The organism is Candidatus Sericytochromatia bacterium (assembly GCA_035285325.1).
Lineage (GTDB): Bacteria > Cyanobacteriota > Sericytochromatia > S15B-MN24 > JAQBPE01 > JAYKJB01.
Window position 1 is genome coordinate 90,729 of the sequence record JAYKJB010000063.1, and the last position, 26,434, is coordinate 117,162.

The 26,434-nt window shown below is 62.9% G+C and carries 20 protein-coding genes and 1 pseudogene; 5 read left to right on the plus strand and 16 right to left on the minus strand.

What is annotated here, in order from left to right:
• Nucleotides 1–67 precede the first annotated feature (67 nt).
• Nucleotides 68–1,891 (minus strand): S8 family serine peptidase, encoded by a 1,824-nt coding sequence (locus tag VKP62_08855; GenBank protein MEB3197299.1) that lies wholly within the window; start codon nt 1,889–1,891, stop codon nt 68–70.
• A gap of 277 nt (nt 1,892–2,168) precedes the next feature.
• On the opposite strand from VKP62_08855, the gene VKP62_08860 reads away from it, so the two are divergent.
• Complete coding sequence (locus VKP62_08860) at nt 2,169–2,873, plus strand: hypothetical protein (GenBank protein MEB3197300.1); 705 nt, start codon at nt 2,169–2,171, stop codon at nt 2,871–2,873.
• 79 nt (nt 2,874–2,952) lie between these two features.
• Here VKP62_08860 and VKP62_08865 read toward each other — a convergent pair whose 3' ends face one another.
• Nucleotides 2,953–3,246, minus strand: a complete 294-nt coding sequence (locus VKP62_08865) for a peptidoglycan-binding domain-containing protein (GenBank protein ID MEB3197301.1) — start codon at nt 3,244–3,246, stop codon at nt 2,953–2,955.
• Nucleotides 3,247–3,675: 429 nt separating this feature from the next.
• Between VKP62_08865 and fsa the strand changes: the two genes are divergently transcribed.
• The 3 genes from fsa (at nt 3,676) to folD (ending at nt 6,870) form a co-directional block, all read left to right on the plus strand.
• Complete coding sequence (gene fsa, locus VKP62_08870) at nt 3,676–4,320, plus strand: fructose-6-phosphate aldolase (protein MEB3197302.1); 645 nt, start codon at nt 3,676–3,678, stop codon at nt 4,318–4,320.
• Nucleotides 4,321–4,865: 545 nt separating this feature from the next.
• Complete coding sequence (locus VKP62_08875) at nt 4,866–5,921, plus strand: LysM peptidoglycan-binding domain-containing M23 family metallopeptidase (GenBank protein MEB3197303.1); 1,056 nt, start codon at nt 4,866–4,868, stop codon at nt 5,919–5,921.
• An 85-nt stretch (nt 5,922–6,006) separates the two neighbouring features.
• Entirely contained in the window at nt 6,007–6,870 is an 864-nt protein-coding gene (gene folD / locus VKP62_08880; GenBank protein ID MEB3197304.1) for a bifunctional methylenetetrahydrofolate dehydrogenase/methenyltetrahydrofolate cyclohydrolase FolD, read from the plus strand.
• A gap of 75 nt (nt 6,871–6,945) precedes the next feature.
• On the opposite strand, the gene VKP62_08885 is transcribed toward folD, so the two are convergent.
• The 4 genes and pseudogenes from VKP62_08885 to VKP62_08900 form a co-directional block, all read right to left on the minus strand.
• The gene (locus VKP62_08885) at nt 6,946–7,461 is read right to left on the minus strand and encodes a hypothetical protein (GenBank protein ID MEB3197305.1); all 516 of its coding nucleotides are present in this window, start codon (nt 7,459–7,461) and stop codon (nt 6,946–6,948) included.
• A 237-nt stretch (nt 7,462–7,698) separates the two neighbouring features.
• Nucleotides 7,699–8,268 (minus strand): annotated as a pseudogene (locus VKP62_08890) (LysM peptidoglycan-binding domain-containing protein).
• Between the two features lie 183 nt (nt 8,269–8,451).
• Nucleotides 8,452–8,865 (minus strand): cobalamin B12-binding domain-containing protein, encoded by a 414-nt coding sequence (locus VKP62_08895; GenBank protein ID MEB3197306.1) that lies wholly within the window; start codon nt 8,863–8,865, stop codon nt 8,452–8,454.
• Nucleotides 8,866–9,645: 780 nt separating this feature from the next.
• A complete protein-coding gene (locus VKP62_08900) occupies nt 9,646–10,023 on the minus strand; it encodes a helix-turn-helix transcriptional regulator (protein ID MEB3197307.1) in 378 nt (125 codons plus the stop codon).
• 806 nt (nt 10,024–10,829) lie between these two features.
• Here VKP62_08900 and VKP62_08905 point away from each other — a divergent pair.
• Nucleotides 10,830–11,144, plus strand: coding sequence for a DUF167 domain-containing protein (locus VKP62_08905; protein MEB3197308.1), 315 nt, complete (start codon nt 10,830–10,832; stop codon nt 11,142–11,144).
• On the opposite strand, the gene VKP62_08910 is transcribed toward VKP62_08905, so the two are convergent.
• From VKP62_08910 to VKP62_08955, 10 genes are all read right to left on the minus strand, one after another.
• Nucleotides 11,134–11,892, minus strand: coding sequence for a hypothetical protein (locus tag VKP62_08910; protein ID MEB3197309.1), 759 nt, complete (start codon nt 11,890–11,892; stop codon nt 11,134–11,136). The genes VKP62_08905 and VKP62_08910 overlap by 11 nt on opposite strands.
• A gap of 54 nt (nt 11,893–11,946) precedes the next feature.
• On the minus strand, nt 11,947–13,596 hold the full coding sequence (locus tag VKP62_08915; GenBank protein ID MEB3197310.1) for a hypothetical protein: 1,650 nt from the start codon (nt 13,594–13,596) through the stop codon (nt 11,947–11,949).
• Between the two features lie 196 nt (nt 13,597–13,792).
• On the minus strand, nt 13,793–14,842 hold the full coding sequence (locus VKP62_08920; GenBank protein ID MEB3197311.1) for an ATP-binding protein: 1,050 nt from the start codon (nt 14,840–14,842) through the stop codon (nt 13,793–13,795).
• 9 nt (nt 14,843–14,851) lie between these two features.
• A complete protein-coding gene (locus VKP62_08925) occupies nt 14,852–16,093 on the minus strand; it encodes a M20/M25/M40 family metallo-hydrolase (protein MEB3197312.1) in 1,242 nt (413 codons plus the stop codon).
• Between the two features lie 106 nt (nt 16,094–16,199).
• Nucleotides 16,200–17,300 carry an aminotransferase class I/II-fold pyridoxal phosphate-dependent enzyme gene (locus VKP62_08930; GenBank protein ID MEB3197313.1) on the minus strand — a complete coding sequence of 367 codons (1,101 nt, stop codon included), beginning with the start codon at nt 17,298–17,300 and terminating at the stop codon, nt 16,200–16,202.
• The gene (locus VKP62_08935; protein MEB3197314.1) at nt 17,261–22,141 is read right to left on the minus strand and encodes a diguanylate cyclase; all 4,881 of its coding nucleotides are present in this window, start codon (nt 22,139–22,141) and stop codon (nt 17,261–17,263) included. Before VKP62_08935 ends, VKP62_08930 begins: the two co-directional genes overlap by 40 nt.
• Nucleotides 22,142–22,251: 110 nt before the next feature.
• Entirely contained in the window at nt 22,252–23,769 is a 1,518-nt protein-coding gene (locus VKP62_08940) for a leucyl aminopeptidase (protein ID MEB3197315.1), read from the minus strand.
• A gap of 33 nt (nt 23,770–23,802) precedes the next feature.
• Nucleotides 23,803–24,414, minus strand: a complete 612-nt coding sequence (locus tag VKP62_08945; protein ID MEB3197316.1) for an MBL fold metallo-hydrolase — start codon at nt 24,412–24,414, stop codon at nt 23,803–23,805.
• Nucleotides 24,415–24,453: 39 nt separating this feature from the next.
• Nucleotides 24,454–24,972 (minus strand): hypothetical protein, encoded by a 519-nt coding sequence (locus VKP62_08950; GenBank protein ID MEB3197317.1) that lies wholly within the window; start codon nt 24,970–24,972, stop codon nt 24,454–24,456.
• A gap of 74 nt (nt 24,973–25,046) precedes the next feature.
• A complete protein-coding gene (locus VKP62_08955; protein ID MEB3197318.1) occupies nt 25,047–26,165 on the minus strand; it encodes a DUF3326 domain-containing protein in 1,119 nt (372 codons plus the stop codon).
• Between the last annotated feature and the right edge of the window lie 269 nt (nt 26,166–26,434).

The window sequence follows — 26,434 nt, forward strand, 5'->3', positions numbered from 1 at the left end:
CGGGCGGGCCATCGGATGATGACCTCGCCCCCATGTTACCCCAGGTTGCCGGGCTTGCGGGACGCCATCAGGAAGATGGCAGGGCGAAGAGCCACCACAACTTGGTTCGGACCCGCTGCGTCTTGGTGTAGTGCAACTGGCTCGCATTGGTGGCGGCCACGACCCGATAGTGGTAGGTCTGAAACCGCTTGAGGCCGGTCAACTTGAAGGTGTGGGACTGCTTGGGGCTGATATCCCAGCTGGAAGCTTGTCCCAGGGAAGATGTTTCTCCCCACTGGACCAGGCAACGCATCGGTTCTTTGGTCTTCCAGGAGAGGGTGACCTCGGTCTGCCCCCGGCTGGACACCGCCAGGTCCTTGATCAGGTCGGAGGCTTGCCCCGGGCTAGCGGCCACGGCCGCACTGGGTGAGGCCTCGTTGCCGTCGGCATCCATGGAGATGACCTGGTAGTTGCTCTGGCGCGTCACGCCGCGGTCCGTGAACTGCGTGCCGGTGGACGTGCCCACCGAGACGCCATCGCGCAGAATCCGATAGGTCACGCTGCTGGCATTGTCCGCCGCCGCGTTCCACGACAGATCCACCTCCTCTGGAGGCCCCGCCACGCCAGCCAGCCCTGTCACCGCGGCGGGGGGTTGCATGTCCAGGTTGGGGGCCTTCGTGAAGGCATCTTCCAGGTTCAGGGCACGCGGCGCGTTGGAACCCGTGAATCCGGTCGTGGTAAAGCCAGTGGTTTTGAAGAGCCGGCTCAGGTGGCCAGCCTTCAGCATCGGAAACTTGGCCTTGAGCAGGGCACAGGCGGCAGCCACATGCGGGCTGGCCATGCTGGTGCCGCTCATGGTGGTGGTGCCTCCCCCGCGCTGGGTCGAGCCGATGTTGACCCCAGGGGCGGCCACGTCGATGTAGTCGCCAAAATTGCTGAACGTGGCCCGCTTCCGGTGGTCGTCCACCGCTCCCACGCCGATGACCCCCTCGTTGGCTGCGGGAAAGAAGGGGGTCGAGATGCCGCTGTTCCCGGCCGCCGCCACCACGATCACGCCACGCTCCTGCACTTGGGCCACGGCACGCCGCAGGGTTTCGGAGTTATCGGTTCCCCCCAGGCTCAGATTGATGACCTGCGCGCCTCGGTCAGCCGCCGCCACGATGCCGTTTGCAATGTCCGCGTTGCTGCCTTGCCCCTTGGAATTGAGCGCCTTGATGGGGATGATCGCGGCGCCGGGGGCCACGCCCGCCACACCGATGCCGTTGTTGGCGAGCGCCGCAATGGTTCCGGCCACGTGGGTGCCGTGTCCGTGGTCGTCAGCGGCATCCTCGTCGTCGTTCACGAGGTCGAGCCCTGGCAGCACCTGACCCCGGAGGTCCGGATGCGTGGCATCGACCCCCGTGTCGATCACAGCCACCTTGATCCCGCTTCCCGTCGTCGTCGGCCAGATACTGGGAGCCAGGATCGCTGCCACGCCCCAGCTGTCGCCGAAGGCCGGATCGTTCGGGGCTTCCAGGGTTTGGTACTGATAGTTCGGCTCGATGTAATCGATGTCATCGGCTTCATCCCAGCCCTCGGCTGCCTGGAGGGCGTAACCGTTGGCGTTGAGTTTGTAAACGGCCGTGCCCTTCACGGAAAGGTCCCGCAGGCGGGTGGCCCCGGGAAGGTCGCGCGCACTTTCCCGGAACTTCACAATGTATTCGCCTTCGACCGGGGCCAGGGCGGCGGTTTGCGCCGCCGTCGGGGTGAGGCTCACGCTGGGACGGGCCGCGGCGGAGGGGGCGGTGATTTTGCCGCTCTGCTTGCCCTGCGCCGTCACGCGTTGGGTGACGAGGTTGCCCGCGACATTCGCACGGCCGCAACCGGCGAGGGTCACGGCAGCGACCAGGAGCACGAGCGAGCGATGGGACATGATGAACCTCAATCGGGTCACATTGGTGGAGCGGTGAAGGGAATATCCCTGGCGCAGCCTGGCCCCTTGCTGAGGTGAGATGAAATAAGAGCTAAATTTAATGCGTTAATAAACTTTCGGGCCGGTGGGGGCCCGCTTCAGGCGGGGCGGGAATGGGTCGAAGATCCGTGAGGGGCCTCGAGTGGGCGCCTCTCGAACAACGTGATCCGGATTCCTGAGCCGAAGTCAGCGCGGATGCTAGATTCGGGGGGCAACGGATGAGCTGGAGCGATCGCCCGTGCGGATTTGGTTCGCGTGTTTCATTTACACCTTGGTGAGCTGGCTGTCTGGAGCGGCCCTCGCCGACACGGTGGCAGACAAGCCTCGCTTGGCCGTGGCGATCGCCGGAGCGCCCGCCCCCTTTCTGACGAGCCTGGGCACGAAGTTGACCGCCACTCGGCGATTCGTGGTGGTGGATGGCCCGGCCGCCAAGGCCAAGCTCAAAGGCGTGCCCCTGAACGCCGACCTCACGCTCGAAAATGCCAGGAAAGCCCGCACTGCGGCCAACATCGAGCTGCTGGTCGATGGCAAATACGAGAACGCTGGCAACCAACTTCGGGTCACCGTGCGGCTATTCGATTTCAGAACCGGGGAATTCAGCCGTGATCTTGGATTGCTGGGCGAGGGCAGTGCGGCTGAGACCCTGGCCGACCAGCTCGTGAGCTTCATCCGGCACGCAGACCCGTTGCGCTGTCGGGTGAAGGACATCGACGAAGACCAGATCATTCTGGACCTCGGCGAAGTGGATGGCGTCAGGCCGGGCTCCTTGTGGCGAGTTTTCCGTTTTCCCGGCAACGTGAAGCCGAAAGAACTCGGAACCCTTCGCGTCACGACCGTCCAGCCTTTCGCGGCACGTGCCGAGGCCGAGCAGGTGGCTCCCGGCACGGTGTTCGAGCGGGGTGATGTCCTGGTCGAGCAGACGTCGGGCCTCTTATTCCCCTAGAAAAACCGCCCCTGATTCAGGGGCGGTTTCCAGTCATTTGCCGTGAGTGTTCTGATCGGGCGCACCTCCCTGAGGCAGCTCAGGCCAGCCCGAGTGCCTCCAGGGTGGCTGGGGTGGGCTCACCGTCCGCCGGCAAGCCGTTGGACGCCTGAAAACGAGCCACGGCGAACTTCGTGTAGGGGCCGTAGTCGCCGTCCATCATCCCGCCGTAGAACCCGTGTTCCGAGAGACGTTGCTGAAACATCGCGATGGTGATGATCGGGCGGCCCGCCTGGGCAGCCGCCGGCGCCTCAGCGATCGGGGCAGCGGCGGTCGCTACCTGCGGGCTCTCCGGCGCTGCCGGCGCGGCTTGCTCTGTTAGGGACGGCTTCACCGCCGTCTCAGACGCTTGGGCCTCAGGAGCCTTCCCGGAACGTCGGCTGGTTTCCTTTACCTGCTTGGGGGACGTCGTATCGTTCGACCGCTTGGCGGTTTTTTTCTTGGTTGTCATGCGATTCCCTTTCAACGGATGGCCGTCTGTTTTCGGCTGCGTTTCCGCTCGCCGCCACAAGGACGGCCGGCTGGTTCCATAGCCCCAATCCTAATGAGGAAAGCCGGATGTTGGGCGTGACCGCGACCACAGGCCCTCCTGTGCATCGCGGGGGCGGGTTTCGTGCCGGAGTCAGTTTCGGCTCCACCTTCCAATCTTTCGTTCTCGCTCTCGCGGTCTCCGCTGGTGGGCGATTTGACATACAATTCAAGCTGCCCTGGTTTCCCCATCTGTCTGCCTGCCGGTAGAACGTCGTGCCGCAAGGAGCTACCCGTGAAGTTTTTTTTGGATACCGCCAACGTTGAAGAGATTCGCAAGGCTGTGGCCTGGGGCCAGGTGGATGGCGTCACGACCAATCCCACCCTGGTCGCAAAAGAAGGACGGGACTTCAAGCAAGTGGTGTTGGAAATCTGCTCCATCACCACGGGCCCCGTCAGCGCAGAGGTGATCGGTCTGGATTTCGATTCGATGATTCGCGAGGCGCGCGAATACGCCCAATGGGCACCGAATGTGGTCGTCAAGATTCCCATGACTGAGGCTGGGATGCAGGCGGTGAGCGTGTGCGCCAAGGAAGGCATCAAGACCAACGTGACCCTGGTCTTCTCGGCCAATCAAGCCTTGCTGGCGGCGCGCGCCGGCGCGACCTACGTGAGTCCGTTCGTGGGGCGGCTCGATGACCTCGGGCAAGAGGGAATGACGCTCATCGAGGAGATTCTCGATATCTATTCCAACTATGGATATGAAACGCAGGTGCTCGTTGCGAGCGTGAGGCACCCCGTTCACGTGACGCAGGCGGCCCGCCTCGGAGCACACGTGGCGACCATGCCGTTCAAGGTGCTCCAGCAAATGTTCAAACATCCTCTAACCGATTCAGGCATTGAGCGCTTTTTGGCTGATTGGGCGGCGCTTTCGGTGTGAGATGGAACGGCCGATGGGCCGGGCACGTCTTCACAGAACGCGTTGACACCAATCCTAATTTTCGTTTAAATTAAATAGAAGGTTTGCTTGTTTGTACGGCGTCGCGCAGGTGCGGACTCGCGTCTGCCGCTTTTTGACCACCCCCTTGGCCGGTTGTACGATGCTCGAAAGGTGTGATTTTCCTCACGCCTTCTTGCAGGATCGACATCGTCGGTTGCTTGCAAACAAGACCTCGCAAGACCGGTCCTTTTCGTTAGCACGCATCGGGTCCGTTTCGTAGTACTAGAAGTTTCGGAGGAAGCGTCTTGGTCGAGCTCAAGCCGACTCATACTTCCCGGCGGGAGCCCTTCGAGATTCCTGCTTACGTGGTGAATTCGCCTCGTGTTCGTCCTCATGCTTACCAGGCTCCGCGACTGGCAAGGACGTCTCTGAAGGATCTTCAAGCGCCTTGGCCCTCGCGCAGGGGATGGTTCCTGCAGGGATGGGGGCCCTTGTCCTCGACCCGGCGCCCGCGCCTGGCGGACGGAGGAGAGTCTGTTGGGCTGGTGCGCGTTCGTGCCGCCCGTCAGGGCTATCGTGAGGCGCTGGCAACCTCGCAAGGGTCTCCACGTGGCCTTGCCGTGGTGGCTTCACTGCTCCTGGCCGCCTCGCTGGGCGTGGCCTTTGGTGGCTCGCTGCCCCAGTTCTCGTCTCCAGACCGGAAGCCTACCGTTCCGGCCAGCACCTTGATTGCATCTCAGAACCTGCAGGCCAAACTCCCTTTGATTGAAGCCAGTGTGCGCGGCTCCGGTAGCCCACTGGAGTACGGCCGTCGGGCAACCAATCTGGTCTACGTCGTTCGGAGTGGGGACGACTTCACCGCCGTGGCGACTCGGTTCGGTCTGCGCGCCCGGACGGTTCGCCTGGTCAATCGTCTTCCCGCCGGGGCACGTCTGCTGCCCGGGCAACGTCTCATCATCACGCCGACGGATGGGGCGTATCATCGGGCCGAAGCAGGGGAGACAGGGGTTGAACTGGCCGAGCGCTACCGCGTCAGCCTGTCCGATTTGCAGGCGCAAAACCCGGGGCTGTCGGATGGGCGCCTCAATCCGAACCAGCCGGTTTTTATTCCGGGAGCGACCGAGATTCGCCTTCGCCCGAAACCTGTAGCGCCCCTTCGCGGCTATCGCACGGGTGGTGGTCTTGCCAAGCGCTTGAGTGTGTCACGGAGTTTGGTCGGCGCATTCGGTAGCCGGGTCGGGGCATTGGCCTGGCCTGCCAGCGGTCAGATGTCCTCCCCATTTGGCATTCGTGGCTATGCCTTTCATCCAGGCATTGACATCTGTAATGCCGTGGGGACCCCCATCCACGCTGCCAAAGAAGGCGTGGTGGTCTCCGCCGGCTGGATGGGGGCTTATGGCTACGCCGTCGACGTGGACCATGGGGGCGGCGTGGTGACGCGCTACGGGCACTGCTCTCGGGTTGTGGTATCGGCTGGGGAGCACATCGCTGCCGGTCAAATGGTGGCTCGGATGGGCAGCACGGGACGCTCCACGGGGCCGCATCTCCACTTCGAGGTTCGCATCCACGGACGCGCCGTGAACCCGGCCAGCTTTTTCTAATTGCCCCTGTCTCGCTGAGTCAGGGCGTACGCCCCACCGTCCTCGTTGCTGTTGCGTGAGGCCCTGGGCTGATTGGAGGCTCCGCGTGCTCAATGGGACGGCTCGCTGCTTGGATGGCAAACGCCTGGCCGGAGAGTGGCGGGCGCGGATCAAAGCGCGCATCGATGGCTTGGCACCGGGGCTTCGGGTGCCCTGCTTGGCAGTGGTCCAGGTGGGAGAGGACCCCGCCTCCCAGGTCTATGTCCGCAACAAACGCCGTGCCTGTCGCGAGGTCGGAATTCATTCGATTGGCATCGAGCTCGATGCCTCCACCAAGCTGGCTGATTTGACTGCGCATTTGCAGGCTTTGAATGACGATCCAGGGGTGGATGGTATCCTGCTGCAACTTCCACTGCCCCCCGGGATCGATGACGTCACACGGGTCGGCTTGATTCTTCCTGAGAAGGACGTGGATGGGTTTCATCCCTTGAATGTGGGGAGACTGGTCCTGGGGCATCCTGGTTTGCCCGCTTGCACACCGGCGGGGATCATGGCATTGCTCCAACACCATCAGATTGCTTTGGCTGGCAAACGGGCTGTCGTGCTGGGGCGTAGCGCCATTGTCGGCAAGCCCCTGGCCAGTTTGCTCTTGAATGCAGATGCCACCGTCACGGTGGCGCATTCGCGCACCTCCTCGCTTGAATCGCTCACCCGCGAAGCGGAGATTCTTCTTGTGGCCGTTGGAAGGCCAGGATTCGTCACCCCGGAGATGGTTCGCCCAGGGGTGGTGGTGGTGGATGTCGGGATCCATCGCGGTGCGGATGGGTCACTGGTGGGTGACGTATCGCCTGAGGTGGCTGACGTGGCCTCCTGGATCACCCCGGTTCCCGGCGGAGTGGGGCCGATGACGATCGCCGCGTTGCTGGAAAATACCTGGCAAGCGTTTGCGGCTCGTTTTGGAATCTCGTGAAAAGCGGGGGCTTTGACAAGCCCCCGCTCTGAGCAACGAGCTGTTCTGACCGCGTGACAGCCTTCCGGCGAGGCGTCAGCGGGTGGCCTGTACTTCCAGCAAGGTTTTCTTGAGTGCTTCAATGGTGCCCGGTCCCACGTATTCGTTGATGGCCCAGGTGCCGTCCGCAAGCTTGTAGTTCTGGTGAATGCCTTGTTCTTGCTTGAAGCGGGTAATGGCCGATACGAAGGCGTCATCCATGACGGGGTTGCCGCTTGGGTCCCGCTCAATTTGGCCCGAGGTGTTTTGCTTGTAGAAACTTCCACTGCTGCTCAGCCCAGTCAGTGGGCGTCCGCTGGAGTCATTCACACGCAGTCGGCCGGCTTTGATCAGGATGTCCAGCGCTTGCTGGATCTGTTTCACACTGGCCCGTATCTGTTCCGTTTCGCTGGCCGACGCGGCCAGGCTCTCCATTCCTGGACCAAAGACCTTGCCACGGTAAGCGTTCTGATAGGCGTCCATCTCATCCAGAAATTGGGACACATTCGTTTTCAACTGGGGAGATGGGGCGGCATTGGCAGGAGCCAGTCCGAATTCCATCGCGAGTCGCACCGCGTCCACGTCGCTGATGTTGCGCTGGACTGCAGGGGGGGCAGGGATGTCTGGTCTGGGAATGACAGGGGCGACGGGCGGGGCCGCCGGTGGTGCTGGTGGCAAAGCGGGCACGGCGGGTGGCAAATTAGGCTGTGAGACGGGGGGCAGCGCAGGCGGCTGAGGACGTGGTGCGGGGGAGACCGGAGGGCTGGTCGGAGGCGGGGCTGCGGCTGGTTTCGCCGGAGGGAGTTTGAGGGTCTGGCCAGGTTGGATCAGGTTCGGATTGTCTCCAATGACGCCCCGGTTGAGCGCATAAATTTCGGGCCACCGAGTGGCATCCCCTAACTTTTCGCGGGCGATCTTCCAGAGGTAATCTCCAGCTACCACCGCATGCGTCTTCGAGGGCGCTGCATTGGCTTCTGGGAGGGTGCCCGCAACGGCCGGAGGCGCTGGGGTGGCGCTGGCTGCACCGGTTGGCTGCGCAAGAGGGGCGAGGGGAGGAGCGGTGATCGCGGTGGGGGCCGTAGCGCTGGGGCTGGGTGGTGAGGTCTCGGTGGCTTGAATGAGAGTTTCGAGTCGCTGATTCAGCTTCAACATCTCAGATTGGAGCGCTTGCAGTTCGCGTCTGACATCGGCGGCCGTCATGGTGCCCGGCGCAGTCGTACGGTTCTGCGTGGAGGCGGGGCTCAGGGTGACCTGATCGATGGTGGGGCTCGGATTGCCAGCGGGCAGTTGCGTCGAAGGGACGCCGGAAGGCGCTCCACTTGGAAGGGCGGATCGCCCGTTCAAAAGCACGTTGTAGGGCGTTGAAAGTGAGTCCGCCATGAAATCGTCTCCTCCACCACTGAATTCACCGGGTGATTACCAATTGTTATAGCGAGGTTTGGTTTCCTTCTTGTGTGGTTCCCTGGAGTTCTCTCCACCGAGCACGGTTCACGGAAGCGACCGTTTTCAGGGGTGGCCCATCCCTTAGGGTGGTGGCCCATCACCCGCTCGTTTTGGCCTGGTTTACGCCCGGGTCGAATTATCTTGAAGAATGGCACTCCTGATCGCGCTGACGATGTCGTCCGTCGGCGTTCCGGGACCGAACACGTGGTGGACTCCCACGTCTCGGAGGGCCTCGATGTCTTCCTGAGGAATGATGCCACCGCAGAACACCAGCATATCGGCAGCGCCTTCCGCGCGAAGTCCTTTGCAAATCTCCGGAACCAGGGTCATATGAGCGCCCGATAGGAGGCTCAGACCCACGGCGTCGACATCTTCTTGAATGGCCGCCCGCACGATGTCCTCGGGTCTTTGGTGTAAACCCGTGTAAATCACCTCCATGCCGGCGTCTCTCAGGGCACGCGCGACCACCTTGGCGCCGCGATCGTGACCATCCAGGCCGGGTTTTCCGATCAAAATTCGCAGGGGACGAGACATCGTGAGACCTCCTGGTTCAGTGGCTGATCCCATTTTACCCGCGTCTGGCTACGAGACCGGCTCGTTTTCGCCTGGTTGGCTACGTTCAACGGGAGGAGGCGCACCGTTTTTGGTACGGTTGAACTCCTCACTCGGCCTGCTTGGCCTGGGGGTGTGGAGGGAAGCGGTCGCGCGCACAGGTCTTGTAAGCTATTGCATGAAGCGGTTCTTCGACTTTTCTATTTGGTGATTTAGATTGCAAGCGGAGTCATTTTTCGCTTACTGGAGTGCTTGTAATAACAACCGGTGTCGTGTTTTTGGATTGGCCGTCGAGATCTTGTGCTTGTTATTAAAATCACCATAGCCTCACTGCTGCACGTTGTTTTTTCTTTGCATGTTTTTAGAAGCATAGGGGCCTTGCTGTGAGGCGCTTGCAGGAATTGGATTGCTTGTCATGAAAAGCGAGCCCGTGTCTTTGACGCGGCCTCCCAGGAGCCGCTTTTTATGTTCCACTGGTTTTCTCGGTTGGTTCCTTAGGATCAGCGTGGTGATTGGAATGAATGCCTCTGTGGGTGGCAACATGGGGCGTCCTTCGGAACGGTGGCGACGGCCTTAAGAAGTTCTTTTGGTCGTCTAATGGAGCCATTCTTGGGGAGCTGTGGCGTGCCAGAACAGAGGCCCCCCATCAGGGGCGCTACGGGGCTTGCGTGTCAAGTGAACGCGCTGTCTGGGTTTTAAGGATTTTATCCCAGTTGAAGTTGGATTATTTCGGTTCTCGAACGAGCCAGTGGCTGACCGGCTTCAGGTGGATTCCGGAGCGGCGTGGCTCTGCCAGAGTGTTCGGAGCTTGGCGACCAGCCACATCCGCTCGCTTTCAGGAAAATGGGGCGACTGCATGAGTTCGTCAAACATGCGATAGGTGTAGTCTTCCTCCCATCGCACGCTCGCCTTCAATTCCGCTTCGCCGAGCTCGCGAACCAATCCATCCAACCAGGCATAGGTGGTTTTGAGGCCGTTTGCCAGTTTCTGGAGCGTCGCAGGGCGAGGTGCCTTGATATCTCGACCCGATTCAATGCCTGCGATGGTGCCGATAGGCAGGTCGCATAGCTCTGCGAGGGCGCGCTGGCTGATACCCAGCTCGGCGCGTCGTGCGCGGATATACGCTTTCAGGTTGCTCATTTAAGTGCTCCTTCTCTCCTGTTGCTTTATTATACAAGCAGGCCATTCGGGTGCGACAGGTCGAGCCGGCAAAGGGATGCTTGTCATTGCGTGCGAGTTCGGGTTTATTGCTCGCGTTTCGGCTCTGGAGATTGTAGATACAAGCGGAGTCAACTTTTGCATTCATGGGGTCGGGGCGTTCGAGGTTGAGATGCTTGTCGAGAGAAGTGTCCTGATTCCGTCCCCGGTCCAACTTGCTTGTCGAAGCATGTAATTCTGTTTGGCCGTGTAAAGGTCGCACGGTGAGATTTTTAGGAAATTCGGGTGGGGTTTTTTATTGCGCTTCGCGCCTCGTTTCTCGATGAGGGAGGTGGGTGGGGGAGGCGTCTTAAGCTCGACGATGGGACGCTGAATGGGCTGTTCGGTGAGGGTTGCACCGCATTGCCGCCGCCAGTGGGTGGTCTTCGGTTCCTGGTTAACGCTTTGAGGTTGGATGGGGCGTCGGTGGTAATTAGTTGGTCTTCGGCGAGATTCAGGGCCGGAGTCGAGATTCTGATGCAGGTTTGGCAAACTGGAGGGGGTTTCCTGACGTCGTTCTGCCCCGGTGGGGATTGCCCTCTCCTTGATGACTCTTGCTTTGACTGGCGCTCCGGGGCCACGAGTCCAGATGGTCCTGGTGGTTCCCTTGACGACAGGCGCGATTGCAGCGGTTTTGACGCCGTGGGGGCGGGGGCTGCTGGCGCTTTTTTGCCGGTCTGGGCGGTCACGGAGGAGGGGGGCGCGTGTTTGGTTCACTGCCCCCCATCAGTCTTATTTGGAGGTGTCGAATGGCGGCAGCCTGTTATCAGGAATTTGCTGGCGGCGTGCGCTTGTTCGTCCGCCTGATTCCCCGTTCTTCCCAAACGCGGGTCGATCGGATGCGCGATGGGCGACTGTGCGTCCGAGTGGTGGCGCCGCCCGTGGAGGAGGCAGCGAATCAGGCGCTGATTGCTTGCATCGCGAACTGGTTGGACTGGCCCCGCCGGGATATCACGATCACGCGTGGTGGGCATTGTCGCGACAAGACCCTGGAGGTTCGGGGGCCTTCCCCTGAATTGCTCACCCGATTGGCGCGTTGCTTGGAGGCGGATTTCAGCCCGTGATCGTGAGCGTCTTTCGGAAGATTCGCAGGGCTTCCTGACCAGTCCCCGGATCCGCCTCACTGTAGACCAGGGTTCGCATGCGCATTCGGCCTGGCTGTGCGGGAAGTCTCAGGTATCCCGGATAGAGTCTCTGGGTGATGCGTGCGGACGCTTCTGTCAGGCGCTGCCCGTTGCGGTCATTGCCCCGGGCAAAATTTGACACACTCACCACGGACAAGTGGCCGTCATTCATTTTCAGGCGAATGTCCGCCACATAGACCGTCGCGACCAGGTTTTGCGCCTTGACCGCCGCCACGGCGAAGGTGCTCTGGTCGGTCTCTGTCACCGTGATCTGGGCGGGTAGGCTCATTTTGGGAGGGGTTCCGATATCGAGTTGACCATCCCCGATGACCGAGCCGACCATCACGCGCGCGAAGTGAAATGACGCCCCTTCCAGCAGCAAGCGGACTTCTCGGACCTCTAACTCGCCTTTGGTCTGGTACAGGTCGATGCTGGTTTCGGGTGTTCCATTGGCCGGTAGGCTGTCGAAGATGGTGTTCACCTTCGGGGTGAAACGGGTGGGTGTGATCACGTCCTCAACCAGGCTGTCAAACGGGTTCGACGTGACCTCGGGAGAGGGTGGCGTCCCAGGGGAGATCGCGGGACGGGGCACGCCGGTTGGTTCGCGGTCGTCGTCGTTGAAGTCCGTGGCGCTCAAAGGAGGCGCACTGGCGTTCGGCAGTTCAGGCGCGCACGCTGTCACGCTCACCAACAGGCATCCCAACCAGGTCCATCGTGCTTGCTGAGGCTTCACGAGGCGTACCTAAGGGGAAATCTGGATGTTCTCGCTGAATTCGACCAGACTGCCGCCTCGCGAGAAGATGTCGACATCCACGTTGGTGACAGGGGATAGGCGATTGGCCAGCAAGGTGGGCTGGTCAAGACTCAGGACACTTGGGAGGATCGTCATGGTGGTGGTGTGTCCCTGGTTGATGGTCACGGCATCGTTCAGCGTATAGCTGAGGACCACGAACACGTGTTCAGCTGTATCGAATACTTGCACATCCGCAATCGGATGGCTGCTCGGGAGGTACTTCCACCTCCCCACGAACGCGGGACCAGACAGGCTTCCTCCCCCGAGGCGCTGGCTGAGGGGCCACGTCTGGGCGACTCCGCCCGCTTCGACCCGGTGCGTGCCGCTTGCGATCGGAGAACTGCTGGTGCCCTCCGCCAGAATGGCGGGCGGCGGTGTGAAAACAGCCCCGGTTCGGGCCTTGGAGAGCCTGGCGATGATCCGGAAAACGTCCTCCTGCCCCGCGGTCTGACTGACCGTCATTTGCAGCGATTGCGTGCCCGGCAGGTAACTGACGGTAAAGGTCGGATCGAATTCTGCAGGCTCTGGGCCCGGTGTGGGCGTTGGTGGAGCACTGCGGCGACTCGAGCCTCCCCCGCTGGACACCGAGTCCGTGGGGGTTGGCCTCGGAAAAGGCTCTAAAATCGGGATACTGGGCGTGGCAACCTCGTTCGGAAGGTCAAAGTTCAGGTTGACCCCGTTTCCGGCGATGGAAATGACCGTGCCGGTGATCGTGATGTCGAAGCCCGCCGACGCCAGGACCCCGAGATCGTCCTGGGTCAGCCCGGTTTCGACGGAGGTGTCCAGGTTCCCACCATCTTGCTTCAGCGTGGAAAGCACCTGTAAGGATTCCGCCACTGTCTGTCGGAAGACTCGCCCCAGGCCCGCCTCGCCCATCACCTCTGCCAGCAAGGCCGGCTGGATGGTCCCTTTGGCATCGACGACTTCAGACAGGGTATCCAGCTCGCTGGCGGTGAACGTTCTGGCGATCTGCCTGGCCAGGCTTTCTCCTTTGTTGAGGACCTCCAGGAACAGTTGACTCTCGGCGTCATCGGTCAAGGCTTGGGCGAGCGGGATCAGGTTCCTGACGCAGTTGTCAGCCAGTGTGGTGGCCGGGGTCAGCAGGAACTGAAAGCCCGTTTGCTTGCTGGGCAGGGATTCGTTGGCGGGGGTCGACAGGGACCTGAAGACCAAGGTTTCTTGGCGCCCCTGCTTCGCAGAAATGGTGGCGATCAGGGTGGTCACGCTGTACTTGCCGTCGCTCACCACCACCCGGTAGACGTCGCCTTTCCGTGGGACAGGCATGTGAAACGAGAAGCGGCCCTGAGCGTCGGTGCGAGGACCGGTCTGCGAGAGGCGATACTTTCCGGAGTCGAAGAAGCGAATCGGGATGGCCTGTCCCGTGGCCGCGTTGAAAACCCTGACTTCCGCGTTGGCCATCAGCCCGCGACCGTTTTCGGCGGTGCCAAACAGCACCTGCGAGAATCCTGGCGCCTGTGTTTGGGGGCCCCCGATCAGGCCAAACAGCAGGACGGGGCCCATCGGGCTGGGGTCGAACGGGGCGCAGGCCACCAGCGACACGGACAGGGCGGTGAGCGTGGGGAGCCACGCGTCACGCACGTCTTTGCCTCGAGGGCGCTGCGGGAACATGAACTATTACTCCTCGGCGAGAGCCACCGGGTGATCGGCTCCTTGTTGCCCACTCTGCCAGCAGGCCTAGCCACGCACAAGGGCTCCGGTCACAGGCCCCGTGCTGCTCAACAGGCCGTTCAGGAACCGGGATGGCTGCCCATCTTCCGTCCGGCTCCCAGCGACCTCAGCTCAGCGCAACGGGTTCGGTCTGAGGTTGTTTGACCGGCAGCTCGATCGTGAAGGTGGTGCCTCGGTTCACTTCACTGCTCACGGTGATTTTGCCGTGATGGGCCTCAATGATGTCCTTCACGATGGACAGCCCCAGCCCGACGCCCCCCGTGACCCGTGAACGCGCCTTGTCTACCCGGTAGAACCGCTCAAAAATTCTCGGCAGGTCGATGGGGGGGATACCGATCCCGCTGTCGATCACGCGGCAAAGCACCTCGGAACCTCCGGGCGCAACCCCGATGTCGAGCGTCACGGTCCCGCTGGCAGGGGTAAATTTGATGGCATTGTCGACCAGGTTGATCAGCACCTGCTGAAGGCGATCACGGTCAGCTTCGATGGTGGGGACTTCTTCCGGACAGTTCACCAGCAGTGTCACGCTGGCCAGTTTGGCGTGATGCTGCAAGGTCGATTCGACCTGTTCGGAGAGGCTTTGCAGGTCAAAGGACGACATGTGCAAGACCGGTCGCCCCATCAGGTTGGCCACGGTCAGGAGCTCATTGACCAGGCGAGTCAGCCGGTCCGCTTCGCCTTGAATGTTGTTGAGAAATTTCGCACGCATTCGTTCATCGCGCATGGCACCCATCTGGAGCGACTCAGCCGCCATCCGGATCGCCGTCAGCGGGGTTCGCAATTCGTGGCTGACGTTGGCCACGAAGTCCTGCTGCATGGTTCCGAGCTTGTAAACGTCCGTCCAATCATGAACGCTGAGAATGGTTTCTTCGCCGCGTTGAATGGCACTGACGGCCAGGGTGCGGTCCGGCCACCAATCCGGCCCCACCAGTTCGAGCAACGGGGCCTCTCCGTCGCGACGGGCGCGGGCAATCAGTTCCATCACCGCTGGTTCCGCCAACATCGCTTGGAGACGTGGACTTGCCTCCTCGGCGCGTACCTCCGACAGCGCCTGCAACAAACTTCGATTGTGTGCCAGCACCTGATTGTCGGCGCCTAGCACCAGCAATCCGTCAAAGAGTTTGGGTTTGAGGGAAAATTCTTCTTTTTTTGACACGGCAGTATCTCACCCGGCGATCGCGGCACCGATTGCCGCATACCCACTTACCGCAGCGATGAGACGATCGAGGCGTACGTGTTCGAACGGAGTTTCCGCAAATTTCTCATCACCAGGAGAATAGCCGAGCGTGACGATACGTTTCATCGTGGCCACATAGGCCGCGTCGCTCGGCAGTCGCCAGTACGTCTGCACGGGATTCTGGCCCACTTCCTGCAAGCCTCGCGCGACCCGGTGAATCAGGGCGTGGCTTGCGTCGGTGAGAAACGGATGGGCCACACACGCCACGTCCTGTGATACGCCGGTGAAACTGGTCGCCGTGAGGCGACGAACCTGCAGATCGGCCGTGAAGGCCGTATCTTCCTGGGCGATGCGATTCACGATCGACTGGAGCTGCCACAGGGCGGCGTCCGTGCTTTCGCTGGGAAGGTAGCGGCGATCCAGACTGATGGTGCAGCGATCCGGGACCAATTGAGGGGCCTGTGGCGCACTGCGAATCGCCGTCACGGCCAGGGTCGAACGGTCCAGGTTGGGATGCGACGGCAGATTCGACGCCAACTCCTGGACCGCCGCGAGCACCGGCTGCATCGCCAGGATGGCGTGGCTGCCCAGCCAGGGAGCACCGGCGTGACACACGCGGCCCACCGTCGTCAGCTCGACTTCCAATCGCCCGCGTTGCCCGAGGGCCAGGTTCAAACCCGTGGGTTGCCCCACCACGCACAGATCGAACTGGATCCCCCGCTCAGGAAGCGTGCGGTCCACCAGGACGCGTGTCCCGATGTGAGCAAACACCTGGGTCTGCACGACGCCTGCCACGATCACGTCACCCCGCAGGCCACCCCGTTCGTGTTTGAGGATGCGTCCGGCCGTGAGCATCGCCGCCAGCGCTCCCTTGTTTTGACTCGCGCCACAGCCGTGAAGGGCCTCGTCGGTCAGTTGAGCGGCATAGGGAGGGTAGCGCCATTCCTCCGCGTGCAGGGGTTCGGCATGGTCCAAGGGGCAGAGAAACAGCACGGAGGGGCCGGTGCCGTCCCCCCGGATGCGCCCGACCACATTGCCGATTTCATCCTGAAACACCTCATCGTAACCGGCCTGAGTCAACGCTTCCAGGACGGACGCCGCCAAGTCGCCCTCATGACAAGCCGGGCTTGGAATGGCGATCCACGCCTGCGCCAGATGGAGCAGGGCCTCTCGGGACGCCTCGGCGTGTCGCTGGAAACCCGACGGATGGAATGGTTCGGTCGTTGGCATCGGAGGGACTTTCAAACAGGGAACAGGGCCGGGCGGGCAGCATGATAGCAGAAAGCCCTGGTTCCCCATCGGGGGGCGGAACCTGAAGGAAATCAGAGGTTGGGTTTCAAAACCGCTTGAAGGTTTGGGTCATCGCCGCGATGAAGGCTTGATTTTCCTGCTCGCTTCCGACGAAGACTCGAATGCAATTTCGTAGCGGGGGACGGGCAAACGTCTGAGTGGCGATGCCGTGTTTCAGAAGCGCGGCGGCCAGTTCATCCCCAGGCAGCGTGGTCCCCACCAGCAGGTAGGGGGCCGCGCTTGGCCAACTGACGACCCCGTCCAGCTGACTGAGGGCCGCGCGGATGGTTTCCCGTGCCTGGCACATGGCTCGGAAGTCATATCCCAGTTCGTCGGTTTCTTCCAGGACCCATCGGACGGCCAGTTCTGCCGGTAAATTGAGGCCGTTTGCGCCGGGCACGCGGCCACACACGGCGACCACGCGGGGGCAACCGAGGATCCAGCTGGCTTCGAACGCGGCGGCCCCGGTTTCTGCTCCCAAACCCTGGATGACGACCAGATTTTCCACCTCAGGGATGGCATCGGCCACGGAAAAGCCGCTCCAGATGGCCAACCGTTCGTCCACCACCACCAACGCCTCCGTTTCCCTGGCCAGGGTCAGGATCTCATCCCGCGTGATCAGCCCACCGCTGGGCTCCGCTGGGTTGCTCAAGGCCACGACACCCGCTTGGTGGGCGCGTGCCGCTGCGATGACCTGACCGAGGGGGAACGAGAAGTCTGCCCCGGTCATCACCGCGATCGCCTGAATCTCCAGCGCCCGCGCGACTTGCGCGTACAACGGGTTGGTGGGGACAGGATAGAGCAACGGATGCTGCCAACCCCAAGCGGTCAGGACGGCACTCCACGCGCCTGCCTGACAATTGGCCAGCGCCACGCTATCGGCGGCCAGCCCCCACCGATTTCCGATGGTGGCACGCAGGCTCTCCGCCCCGCTGGCCGGAAGGTGCCAGGGCGATTCCGAGAACTGGGTCCACCAGCGCTGTTTGGTTCTCCCATTCCAGTCGACGGGCCCCCGGGGAAGCTGGAGGGGAATCGGCGCAGCCGGCGGTGTGGCCACCAGGGGCGAACCATCGAGCAGGTCCAAGCGTTGCAATCGGTCGAGCTTGCTCACAGGTTGGCCTGGCTGGCCGACGGGTGCTGCCAGCAAACGATGGCGGGTTTCCCCTGGCGTTGCGCTTGGCGCATGGCCCGCTGGGCTTTGTCGAACATGGGCGCCGAACTGGCATCCTCGGCCAGAAAATCGGCCAGGCCGAATGATGCGCTGACGGTGATCGGGGGGAGCGAAGGGGAAATCTCGATCTGGAGGGCGCTGATGGCTGTCTGGAGTCTGAGCGCCAGGGCCTCCAGGGCGGTCGCCCGGGTGTCCGGACAGAGGACGGCGAAGGTGGTGTCGTCCCAACGAGCAGGGGTGTCCATGGCCCGACACGCCGCCGCCAGGGCGCAGCCAACGGCCCTCAGGACGGCATCGCTGCCCGCCTGCCCCCAATTCTGATGGGGCGGCGTCAGGGGGGCGAGTTCGCAGGTCAGCACGCTCAGGGGGCGCTGATAGCGGCGGGCAATCTGACATTCCCGTTCCGCCACTTCCTCCAGGAACCGGCGATTGCGCAAACCGGTCAGGTGACACGTGCCGGCGTCGAAATCGACCCTTCGATACTGCGCGATCACGCGTTCCAGTTCGGCGGCGCGCCTGGTTTTCTCTTCAAAAAGACGGGCGTTTCGGATGGCCACGGCGGTGTGGGCGGCGATCGCCTCGACCACGCTGAGGTCGCTGGGCATGAAGGGCGACAACTGCGCCTGGCTATCGAGGTAAAGTGCGCCCAGGGTTTCTCCTTGGGTCAGCAGGGGCACGCAAAGAACGCTGCGAAGATTGAGCCCCGCGATCGAGGCGCGTGCGAGGAGTTGTTCGTCCGTGCCGATGTCCGCGATCGACAGCACCTCACCGCTAGTCAGGGCCTGCTGCAGCAACGACGCCGAATAGCTTGGCTCGATGAGGGGGCGTGCCTCGCTGTCGAAGGCCGCCATCAGATCGGGGGGGCGCGCGTCATCCTCGGCCTTGAGAAACAACAGGCCACGTTGCGCTTGGGTGAGTTCCAGGGCCAGTTTGGTGCTGTGCTCCAGCACGCTGGTCAGGGACAGCGAGTCGTTGATTTGACGCGCGAGCGCGTTGAGGCGTTCGAGTTGATGCGTCTGACGCGTCCATTCTTGAAACAGGCGTTCGTATTGGATGGAGATGCCCTGAAGGTCGCGGTGAAGGCCTTGCAGATGGGTGAACGTCGCTTCTTCCGATGCCGAGAAATGTTCCCGAGTCGGAGCCTCGCGACCCGTTGACTCCAGGATTTCGAGAATTTCCGGATGGGCACTCAATGCCCTGCGTAGATCGGGGGATTGGTTCTCGCAGAGCGCATTGAGGAGCGACTGGGCCCGCTGCAGCGCCGCTTGCCTTTCCTCGGGCTTGGCCAACGTCCGAAACAGGCCAAACTCCGCGCGAGCCTGATAGCGCGGGGCGCCCATCTCGGTCGCCAGTTCGCGGGCCAGCGTAAAGTGCTCGGCCGCCGTGGCCATTTGTCCATCTACTCGCAAGGCCTCGGCCACGGTCAAGTGACCGAGCAAGGGGTATAGCACCCCACCCAGTTGGCGCAGGGCTTCAAGGTCGGGCGGCGGTGTCAAAGGACGATCCGGTTCTCCCTTGGCCTGGAGTTCCGCATGCTGAAGGGCGGCGCGCGCCACCAAGCAAGGTGCTCCCAAACGTTCGGCGCCACGCAGGGCTCGCTGCGTCAGGTGTAGGGCTTCGCTCCATTGTCCCTGGCTGCGCTGCCAGAGCGCCGTCACGAGGAGCAGCCGGATCCGATTTTCGCTGTCATCGTCCGACGGGATCAGCGGTTCCAATTGTGCGATCAGAGGGGCCGCCTGGACCGCCTGCTCAGCCAGCAGCAGGGTTTCAGCCACATAGAGTCCTGCCAACGTAAACGTGTAGCTTTGCTCCGGCTGCACCTGAGCGAGGGCGCGATGAGCTTGTGACTGGGCCGCGTCGAGTTGTCCCTGAACGGCCCGCACAAGGCCCAGCAGGGCGCAGGCAATCGGGGCCGCGATCACGTGCTGATGGGCGGTGGCGACCTCCAGACAGGCCGACGCCCTGCTCGCGGCGTCCTCCAGACGACCCAGTTCCCAGTTGGCGATCGCCTGATTCAGCAGGCCGACGATGTAATCATCGACGGCGCGAATTTCCCGCGCCAGTTCGCAACCTTTGCGGCACGTGGCCTCTGCCTCGAGCAGGCGGCCATGGAGCAGCTGTACCTCGAAGGCCAGATTCAAACTGTAGACGAGGCCGCTCTTGTCGCCTTGTGCCTCCTGAATGGCGATCGCCTCGTTCAGGAGCGACCGTCCCTCGTCTCGACTTTCCACCGCCTGGCTTGCGCGCAGGTAGCCGAGGAAAGAGGCTGCGGTGGCCTGGTAACCGGGCCAACCGAGTTCGCGTGCGCTGGTCCTGGCCTCTGAAAAGATGGCCTGCGCTTCTTCGAGACGTCCGAGAAAAAACAGCGCGCGGCCCCGATTGATGTCGGCACGCAGCCCGGTGCTGTGGCGGTCCAACGTTCTGGCGAGGGAACTGGCCTGCTGCTGGTAGGTCAGGGCCAGCTCGGAATTCCCATTCAGGGAGTGATACTTGCCGGTGGTGACCAGCAGTTCCAGTTCTCGATGTGGGTCCAGTCTGGAGGCGGTTTCCGCTTCGGCCCATTCGATATGCTGCTTGGCCCGTGGGAGGTCGTGACGCCAATGAAGGCACGTGGCCATCAGGTTGTGGGCGTCAAACCGCAGATGGGGATCCATCGGCAATTGAGGGCCCTCAGGCAGGGCCGCGATGACCCGCTCAAGCAGGTCTTCGGCCGCTTCCAGCGCCAGCACCGCCAGGTGGCCCTCCGCTGCGAGCAAGCCCCAGCGGGCTGCCCGGGCGTCAAGAGGACCCCGGACGTGGTGATGGGCCAGCAGGGCGATGTCACCGAGGGCCAACTGTGCAGACACGGCCTTCTGAAGCGCTTGCCCCGTCAGACCCTGGAGTTCGGGGGCGATCAAGGGTTCAAGTTGGCGAGCGATCTCGGCGTGACCGGCTTGTCTGCGCTCGGCTGGGATGCGCTCATAAAGGCTGCGTTGCAACGTGACGGCGCTCAATTCGTAGAGGTTTTCCCGCTGGTCCAGCCACCCGGCGCGACGCAGAGATTCCACGGCGTCCAGCAGATCCTGGTCAGACAGTTCGAGACATCGGCGGGCCGTGGCCAGCGAGAACGGACCTGCCACCAAGGCGGCGAATTCGGCGAGTTGAGCTTCTGCGGCCGTGAGAGTCGGCAGGCGGTCCAGCCAGCTGTCGGTGGCGAGCGCGGGCCAGGTCACGTCGTGCAGCAGGTGAGGGAGTTCCCAGACATGGCCCTTTCGAACTATCACCCCGGTTTCGACCAGTTTCTGGAGGCTCACGATCACGGCGGCGGGGTTTCCGCCGGCGTGACGACTCAGCGTCTCTGCGAAACCTGCAGAGACGCTGTCCAGTCCGAGTACCCCTCCAATCAGGGCACGGCAGTCCTCGACTTCCAGACTCCTCAGCGGAAGCGTGCGGAACGTTTCCAGGGGGGGCTCGCGGGAGCTTCCCAGGACCAGCAACGGCAGCTCACTGGTCTCCTGACACAAGCGCTCCAGCAGCGCCCGGGAGGAACCGTCCAGGTGTTGCATGTCCTCGACCAGACATAAGCAAGGGGCCTGGGCCACCAGCAGGTGCATGGCTTTGATGATGGCCGCTTCGAGTGCCACCCTGGCGGCGTCCGGCTCCAGCCGCGGTATAGGGGTTTTGGGTCGCAGTTCCGGAAGCAGGGCGCTCAGGGGCGCCTGGATGCCCGAGAGCTCTCCCGAGGCTCCGGACTGGAGCACGGGTAAGGCTTGCCGCAGCCACGCCGTGAAAATGGCATAAGGAGGCTGATCGCTGCGTGCGCGTGTCGACAAGCAAAGCTGTCCGGCGATCATCGCCTGGACCCGCACGTCCTCCAGAAGGCGCGTTTTTCCCGTGCCTGCCTCTCCTTGCAGGGCAAGTGCCTGGCCTTGTCGTTTCGTGGTGAGATCAGCCACGGCGTCCATCAGTTGATGGATTTCGCTTCTTCGTCCCACCAGGGGCGGGGAGAAAAGCGGCAGGGCCGCTTCCTGGCCACTGGTCATTCCCAGACTATCGAGCACGGCCTCGACTGAAGCGAAGCGCTGGCCTGGGTTTTTAGCCAACATTCGATCGATGGCTCGGGCCAGTGCGGGGGGCGCATGCGGCGCGCGCTCAGCCAGGGGCGGCGCAGCTTCGGACAGATGGGCTTTCAGCAGGGCAAGAGGCGAATCGCCTCGGAATGGCAGCTCTCCGACGGTGAACTGGAAAAGCAAGATGGCCAGGGAATACTGGTCGGCGCGGGCGTCGATCGGTCCCAGGCGGGCCGTTTCGGGTGCGAGGTAGGCCAGCGTCCCGCGCACGGCTGGTAAAACCTGCCCAGAATGACCCATCAGGCCAAAATCCATCAATTTCAGGACGCCATCCCGCGTCAGGCGAAGATTTTCCGGCTTCAAGTCCAGGTGCACCAGGCCCTGCTGGTGCACGTAAGACAGCGCCGCGCCCAGCTGGCGCAGTAGAGGGGCGATCTCCTCCGCGGAGAGCGGCAAGGTGGCTTCGTCCAGTCCCTGACCGTCGATGTATTCCATCGTCAGGTAGGGCCGTCCGTCAGGCAGGGTGCCGTAATCGTAGGTCTGACAGATGTTGGGATGACTCAGGCGGGCGATCGCGCGATATTCCTGCTGAAAGCGCAGCCGGTGCTCTTCGGCATCCACGGCGTTGGCGAGTTCCTGGTTCAGGGCTTTCAGGGCCACTTCGGCACCGTTGGCCTGGTCATGCACCAGGTAGACGGTGCCCATCCCGCCTCGACCAAGTTCACGAATCAGGCGAAACCTCGTGCCGAGGTCGATCGCATCCTGCACGTGCAGCACCCTTTACCCGAACGTCCCCGCTCCGGGACGCCCCTTGTATACCCCGCGGCCCAGGCACCAAAAAAACCCCCGCCCGAGGGCGGGGGTTTGGACCGGTTGAATCAGAGCGTCGGCCAGTTCTCCAGCGTATCCAGAACCGCCCGAATGGGCGTTCCCGTGGGGCCTTTGGGGCGGTAGGGGCGCTCCTTTTCCGTCCAGGCGGTGCCCGCGATGTCCAGGTGGACCCAGGGGGTTTCTCCCACGAACCGTTGGAGGAAACAGGCCGCCGTGATCGTGCCTGCTTCGCGGCCACCAATGTTCTTCATGTCGGCGATATCCGAGCGCAACAACTCGTTGTATTCCTTCCACAAAGGCAGCTGCCAGCCGCGATCGCCGGTTTTTTCCCCCGACTGTAGCAGTTGGTTGATCAGCCCCTGATGGTTGCCCAGCACACCGACGGCCTCGGTCCCCAGCGCCACCACGCAGGCGCCGGTCAGGGTCGCCATGTCGATGATGGCTGCCGCTTGCTTGTCCTTGACGGCATAGGTCAGGGCATCACACAGGATCAGACGGCCTTCCGCGTCGGTGTTGAGCACCTCCACCGTCAGGCCCTGGTAGGAGGTGAAGACGTCACCCGGTTTCAGGGCGGTGGCGCTGGGCATGTTGTCGGTGGCGGGGACCAGGCCCACCAGGTTTTTCCGGATGCCGAGACGGGCGGCGCCGAGCATGATGGCGATCGCCGCCGCACCACCGGCCATGTCGTATTTCATCTTTTCCATGCCCTCGCCCGGTTTCAGCGAAATGCCGCCGGTGTCGAAGGTGACTCCCTTGCCGACAATCGCGATGGGCTTCTCGTCAGGCGCTCCGCCCCGGTACTCCATCACGATGAACTTCGGGGGATGCTCGCTGCCCTGGTTGACGGCCAGAATGCCGCCCATCTTCATCGCTTCCAGATCCGCTTTCTCGTAAATTTTCACGGCAATGCCCGCCGCTTCGCAGGCTTGCCGGGCATCCTCGGCCATGCGAGTGGCCGTGGCCACGTTGCTCGGGTGCATAATCAGGGTGCGTGCGAAGCGGATCGCATCCGCCAGGATGCTTCCCCGACTGACGCCTGCTTCAATCTCCTCGCTGGGACCGGTGCTCCAGATGGTCACGGCGTCGACCGTCTTGATCTCATCCAGGTCGCGGGTGCGGTAGTCATTCATCTGAAACAGGGCCAGCAAGGCCCCCTCGGTGACGGCCTGAGCCACTTCCTGACGTCCGGCGGGTTTGGCTGGTGCCCAGCCGCGTGGCGCGTCTTCGGTCAGGGCCAGGGTGACCGACTTCACGTTCACGTCCCGCAGGGTCGTGACGCCTTTCCCGGCAGCCTGACGAATGGTTTCCAGCGTCGCGTCACCCGACTTGCCCAGTCCCACCAGCACCACCCGCTTGATCGGGGTGCTCGGACTGTGCAGCAGCACGGTCTGATTGGCTTTGCCCTTGAAGTCACCCGCCGCCAGGACGGCCGCCAGCAAGCCTCCCACGCGCGCATCGATGGCCTGCGCGGTATCAGTAAGCTGGGTTTCTCCTTCGTAAAGTCCCACCACCAGGCCTTCCGCCTGGAGGTCTTGGACTGGACATGACTGGGCGCGTGCGTTCATGGAGTGAGGCCTCTTTCGTCAGAACTTGCGAGATCAGTTGAAGAACGGGTTGTGGGAGCGTTCCTGTCCCACGGTGGTGCTTGGCCCGTGTCCGGGATAGAGCACCGTGTGGTCGGGAAGCGAGAAAATGTGGGTTTCGATGGAGGCTTTCAGCGTTTCCCAGGAGCCGCCCCACAGGTCGGTGCGCCCCACGCTGCCGGCAAAAATGGTATCGCCCACGAACATCTCGTCGTCGATTCGATACGACACGCCCCCTGGAGAGTGCCCAGGGGTCAGCACCGCCTCGATCACGGTGTCACCCAGCGGCAGGGCTTGGCCGCCATCGAGCAAGTGGTCGATGCGAGGCGCGACCATCGGGGGCATCCCGAACAGGCTGCACTGCAACGGCAATTGTTCCAACAAGCGAACCTCGTCGCGAGGCACGTAGAGAGGAATGCCAAAGCGTGCCTGAAGCTCAGCGGCCGCTCCGACGTGGTCGAGGTGGGCGTGCGTCAGCAGAATGTAGCGAGGCTTGGCGCCTTCGGCTTCGATGGCTGCGATCAGGCGATCGGCCTCTTCGCCAGGGTCCACCACGGCCAGATCGTCGCCGCGACGGATGAGGTAACAATTCTCTTGAAACGGGCCGACGGTGAGGATACGCACCATCCTCCCAATTTACCTGGCATCCGGCGTTTTGACCAGGCTTCAGAGGCGTATGAAGCGGTAGTGCGCTTCCGGGAGGGCCACCGCATCCGGTTCGAACCAGTCCTCGAGTTTGTCGAATATCAGCAGGCACAGTTTTTTGGTTGTGTAGCGGTAGTGGATCCGTCGCTTCACGCGTTGGAGCAGCGCGTCACAGGCGGCCTGGAATTCGGCCACATTGGCTGGTCCCACCGCCATTTCCTGCACCCAGCACACCTGGTCCGCGTCGCTGTGGCGCAGCACGTACTCAAGCTTGTCGAGGGGCAGGTCGCCCACCTGAACCCACAGCCGGACCTCCCCGGTCAGGTCGAGGCAGGCCAGGCTGGGGGTCACCTTGTAATCCGTCGCAGGGTCGAAGGTCAGCTCACCCTGTTCTCGCCAGAACGCGTAGGCAAGGGCCTTGAGATAGGCTTGATGGGTGCTTTCGCCTCGATGCTTGAACAGATGCAGCGGAGTGGCTTCGCCTTGAAAGTGAAACCGCAGCTGTCGCTGGCCGGTCAGGTCTTCTCGCACTGGAGTCATGGAGAGGAGCCCTTCCTTGATGCGTGTCACCCGGGTGCCGGGATGATAGCACGCCAAGGTGTCCGGCCTGTTTTTCAATCGTCACAAATCGATTGTGACATCGCGCACGGGGTGGGCCGGTGTAAGGGGGGTGACAGACGCTGTAGGGCGGGCATCGGGCGCCGGGCCGTGCGCGCATCGAGACCCAGGCGCCAGGCGGCCAGCAGGCCAGCGGCCTCCCAGTAGGAGCGCACCGGCCAGACTCCCTCGGCAGGGCCCAAACCGAGGCGTGCCGGCGTGACCTCGAGCAGCGTGGTGTTTTCCTCCACCACCACCAGGGGAATGCCGCGATCCAGGCCGGCGAGCGCCCCCGGTCCTCCCAGACATCCTTGCGGCAGGACGATCGCATCGGCCGCTGCCGGCCCCAGGTCGCCCGGGCGGGGCGGTGCTTCCGGCGCGAGCAGCTCGGGATGTTTTGCCAACCCCATGAGGATGCAAGGCAGGAACGTGTGGCCCAGGTGCTCGGCGGCTGCGCGCGGGTCGACAGCGACCGGGAGGCTTGGGGCATATGGCCAGAGCGGGGCGTGTGCAGCCGGTACCCCGAGCGTTTCGACCAGCAGGTGCGAGATGATCGCTTCCAGGCCCCCGATGGGGTCGACCCCCTGCCCCTGGTCATAGGCCTCGGCCGCGGTGGGGTCCAGCGGGCCGAGATCGGCCACCACGGCGATCGCCTCGGCACCGCTGGCCATCAACGCGCGGGCGCCATCCAGCAAGGCATCCGGGTCCTGCAGGCTTCCCTCGCTCAGGCCGGAAGTCGCCACACTGGTGCGAGCACCGAGAGGACGTGGGGTCAGCTCCCAGCCCAGGATCGGCACGCCGTGGACGCTTCGCACCGCGTCCACGGCGTGGATCAAGACGTCCAGACTTCCCGCGGGCATGTGTTCGACGGCCCGATCGATCAGCAGTCCGATGCGCCTGCTTTTCACTGGTCTGAGCGCCCGTCTTCCTGCCAGCCAGCTGTCCAGCGCAGCACCTTCCAGGTACAGGGCATTGGCTGGAAGGGCCAGCAACTGTGCGCCGTTCACCGCATTGGGGTGCGTGACCAGGCAGTCCACCACGCTGGCCAGTAACTTGGTGGCGGGGCCGCCATCGCCCGCGAATCCACCAATGGCGGCTCCGACACCGGTGGGAATCAGGTGGACGGCTGTGAACACCAGCGAGCTCCTTCAATGGTCCAGGCCTCGTCATTGCATTGGACCACCGCCCAGCGCACCGGAGACGCGCCAGCTTTGTTCAGGTGAGCCTCGATTTGCGGCAGTTTGGGACCCGGACCCGGAGGCGGAATCACGAGGCGAAACGTTTCAATTCGCCGAGTCAACGGGAGTCCCCCAGGTCGCAACCGTGGCAACCGCCGCCACAATGGAGTTGTCCGGCCACCTTGCTGCGACAGCGTGGGCAGGCCTGGTCGAAGCTGGCTATCGGC

Bases quoted from the DNA above. Each gene is read 5' to 3' on its own strand.
- VKP62_08855 (MEB3197299.1), bottom strand. From the start codon at position 1,891: ATGTCCCATCGCTCGCTCGTGCTCCTGGTCGCTGCCGTGACCCTCGCC.
- VKP62_08895 (MEB3197306.1), bottom strand. From the start codon at position 8,865: ATGTCTCGTCCCCTGCGAATTTTGATCGGAAAACCCGGCCTGGATGGT.
- VKP62_08900 (MEB3197307.1), bottom strand. From the start codon at position 10,023: ATGAGCAACCTGAAAGCGTATATCCGCGCACGACGCGCCGAGCTGGGT.
- VKP62_08905 (MEB3197308.1), top strand. From the start codon at position 10,830: ATGGCGGCAGCCTGTTATCAGGAATTTGCTGGCGGCGTGCGCTTGTTC.
- VKP62_08925 (MEB3197312.1), bottom strand. From the start codon at position 16,093: ATGCCAACGACCGAACCATTCCATCCGTCGGGTTTCCAGCGACACGCC.
- VKP62_08940 (MEB3197315.1), bottom strand. From the start codon at position 23,769: ATGAACGCACGCGCCCAGTCATGTCCAGTCCAAGACCTCCAGGCGGAA.
- VKP62_08945 (MEB3197316.1), bottom strand. From the start codon at position 24,414: ATGGTGCGTATCCTCACCGTCGGCCCGTTTCAAGAGAATTGTTACCTC.
- VKP62_08950 (MEB3197317.1), bottom strand. From the start codon at position 24,972: ATGACTCCAGTGCGAGAAGACCTGACCGGCCAGCGACAGCTGCGGTTT.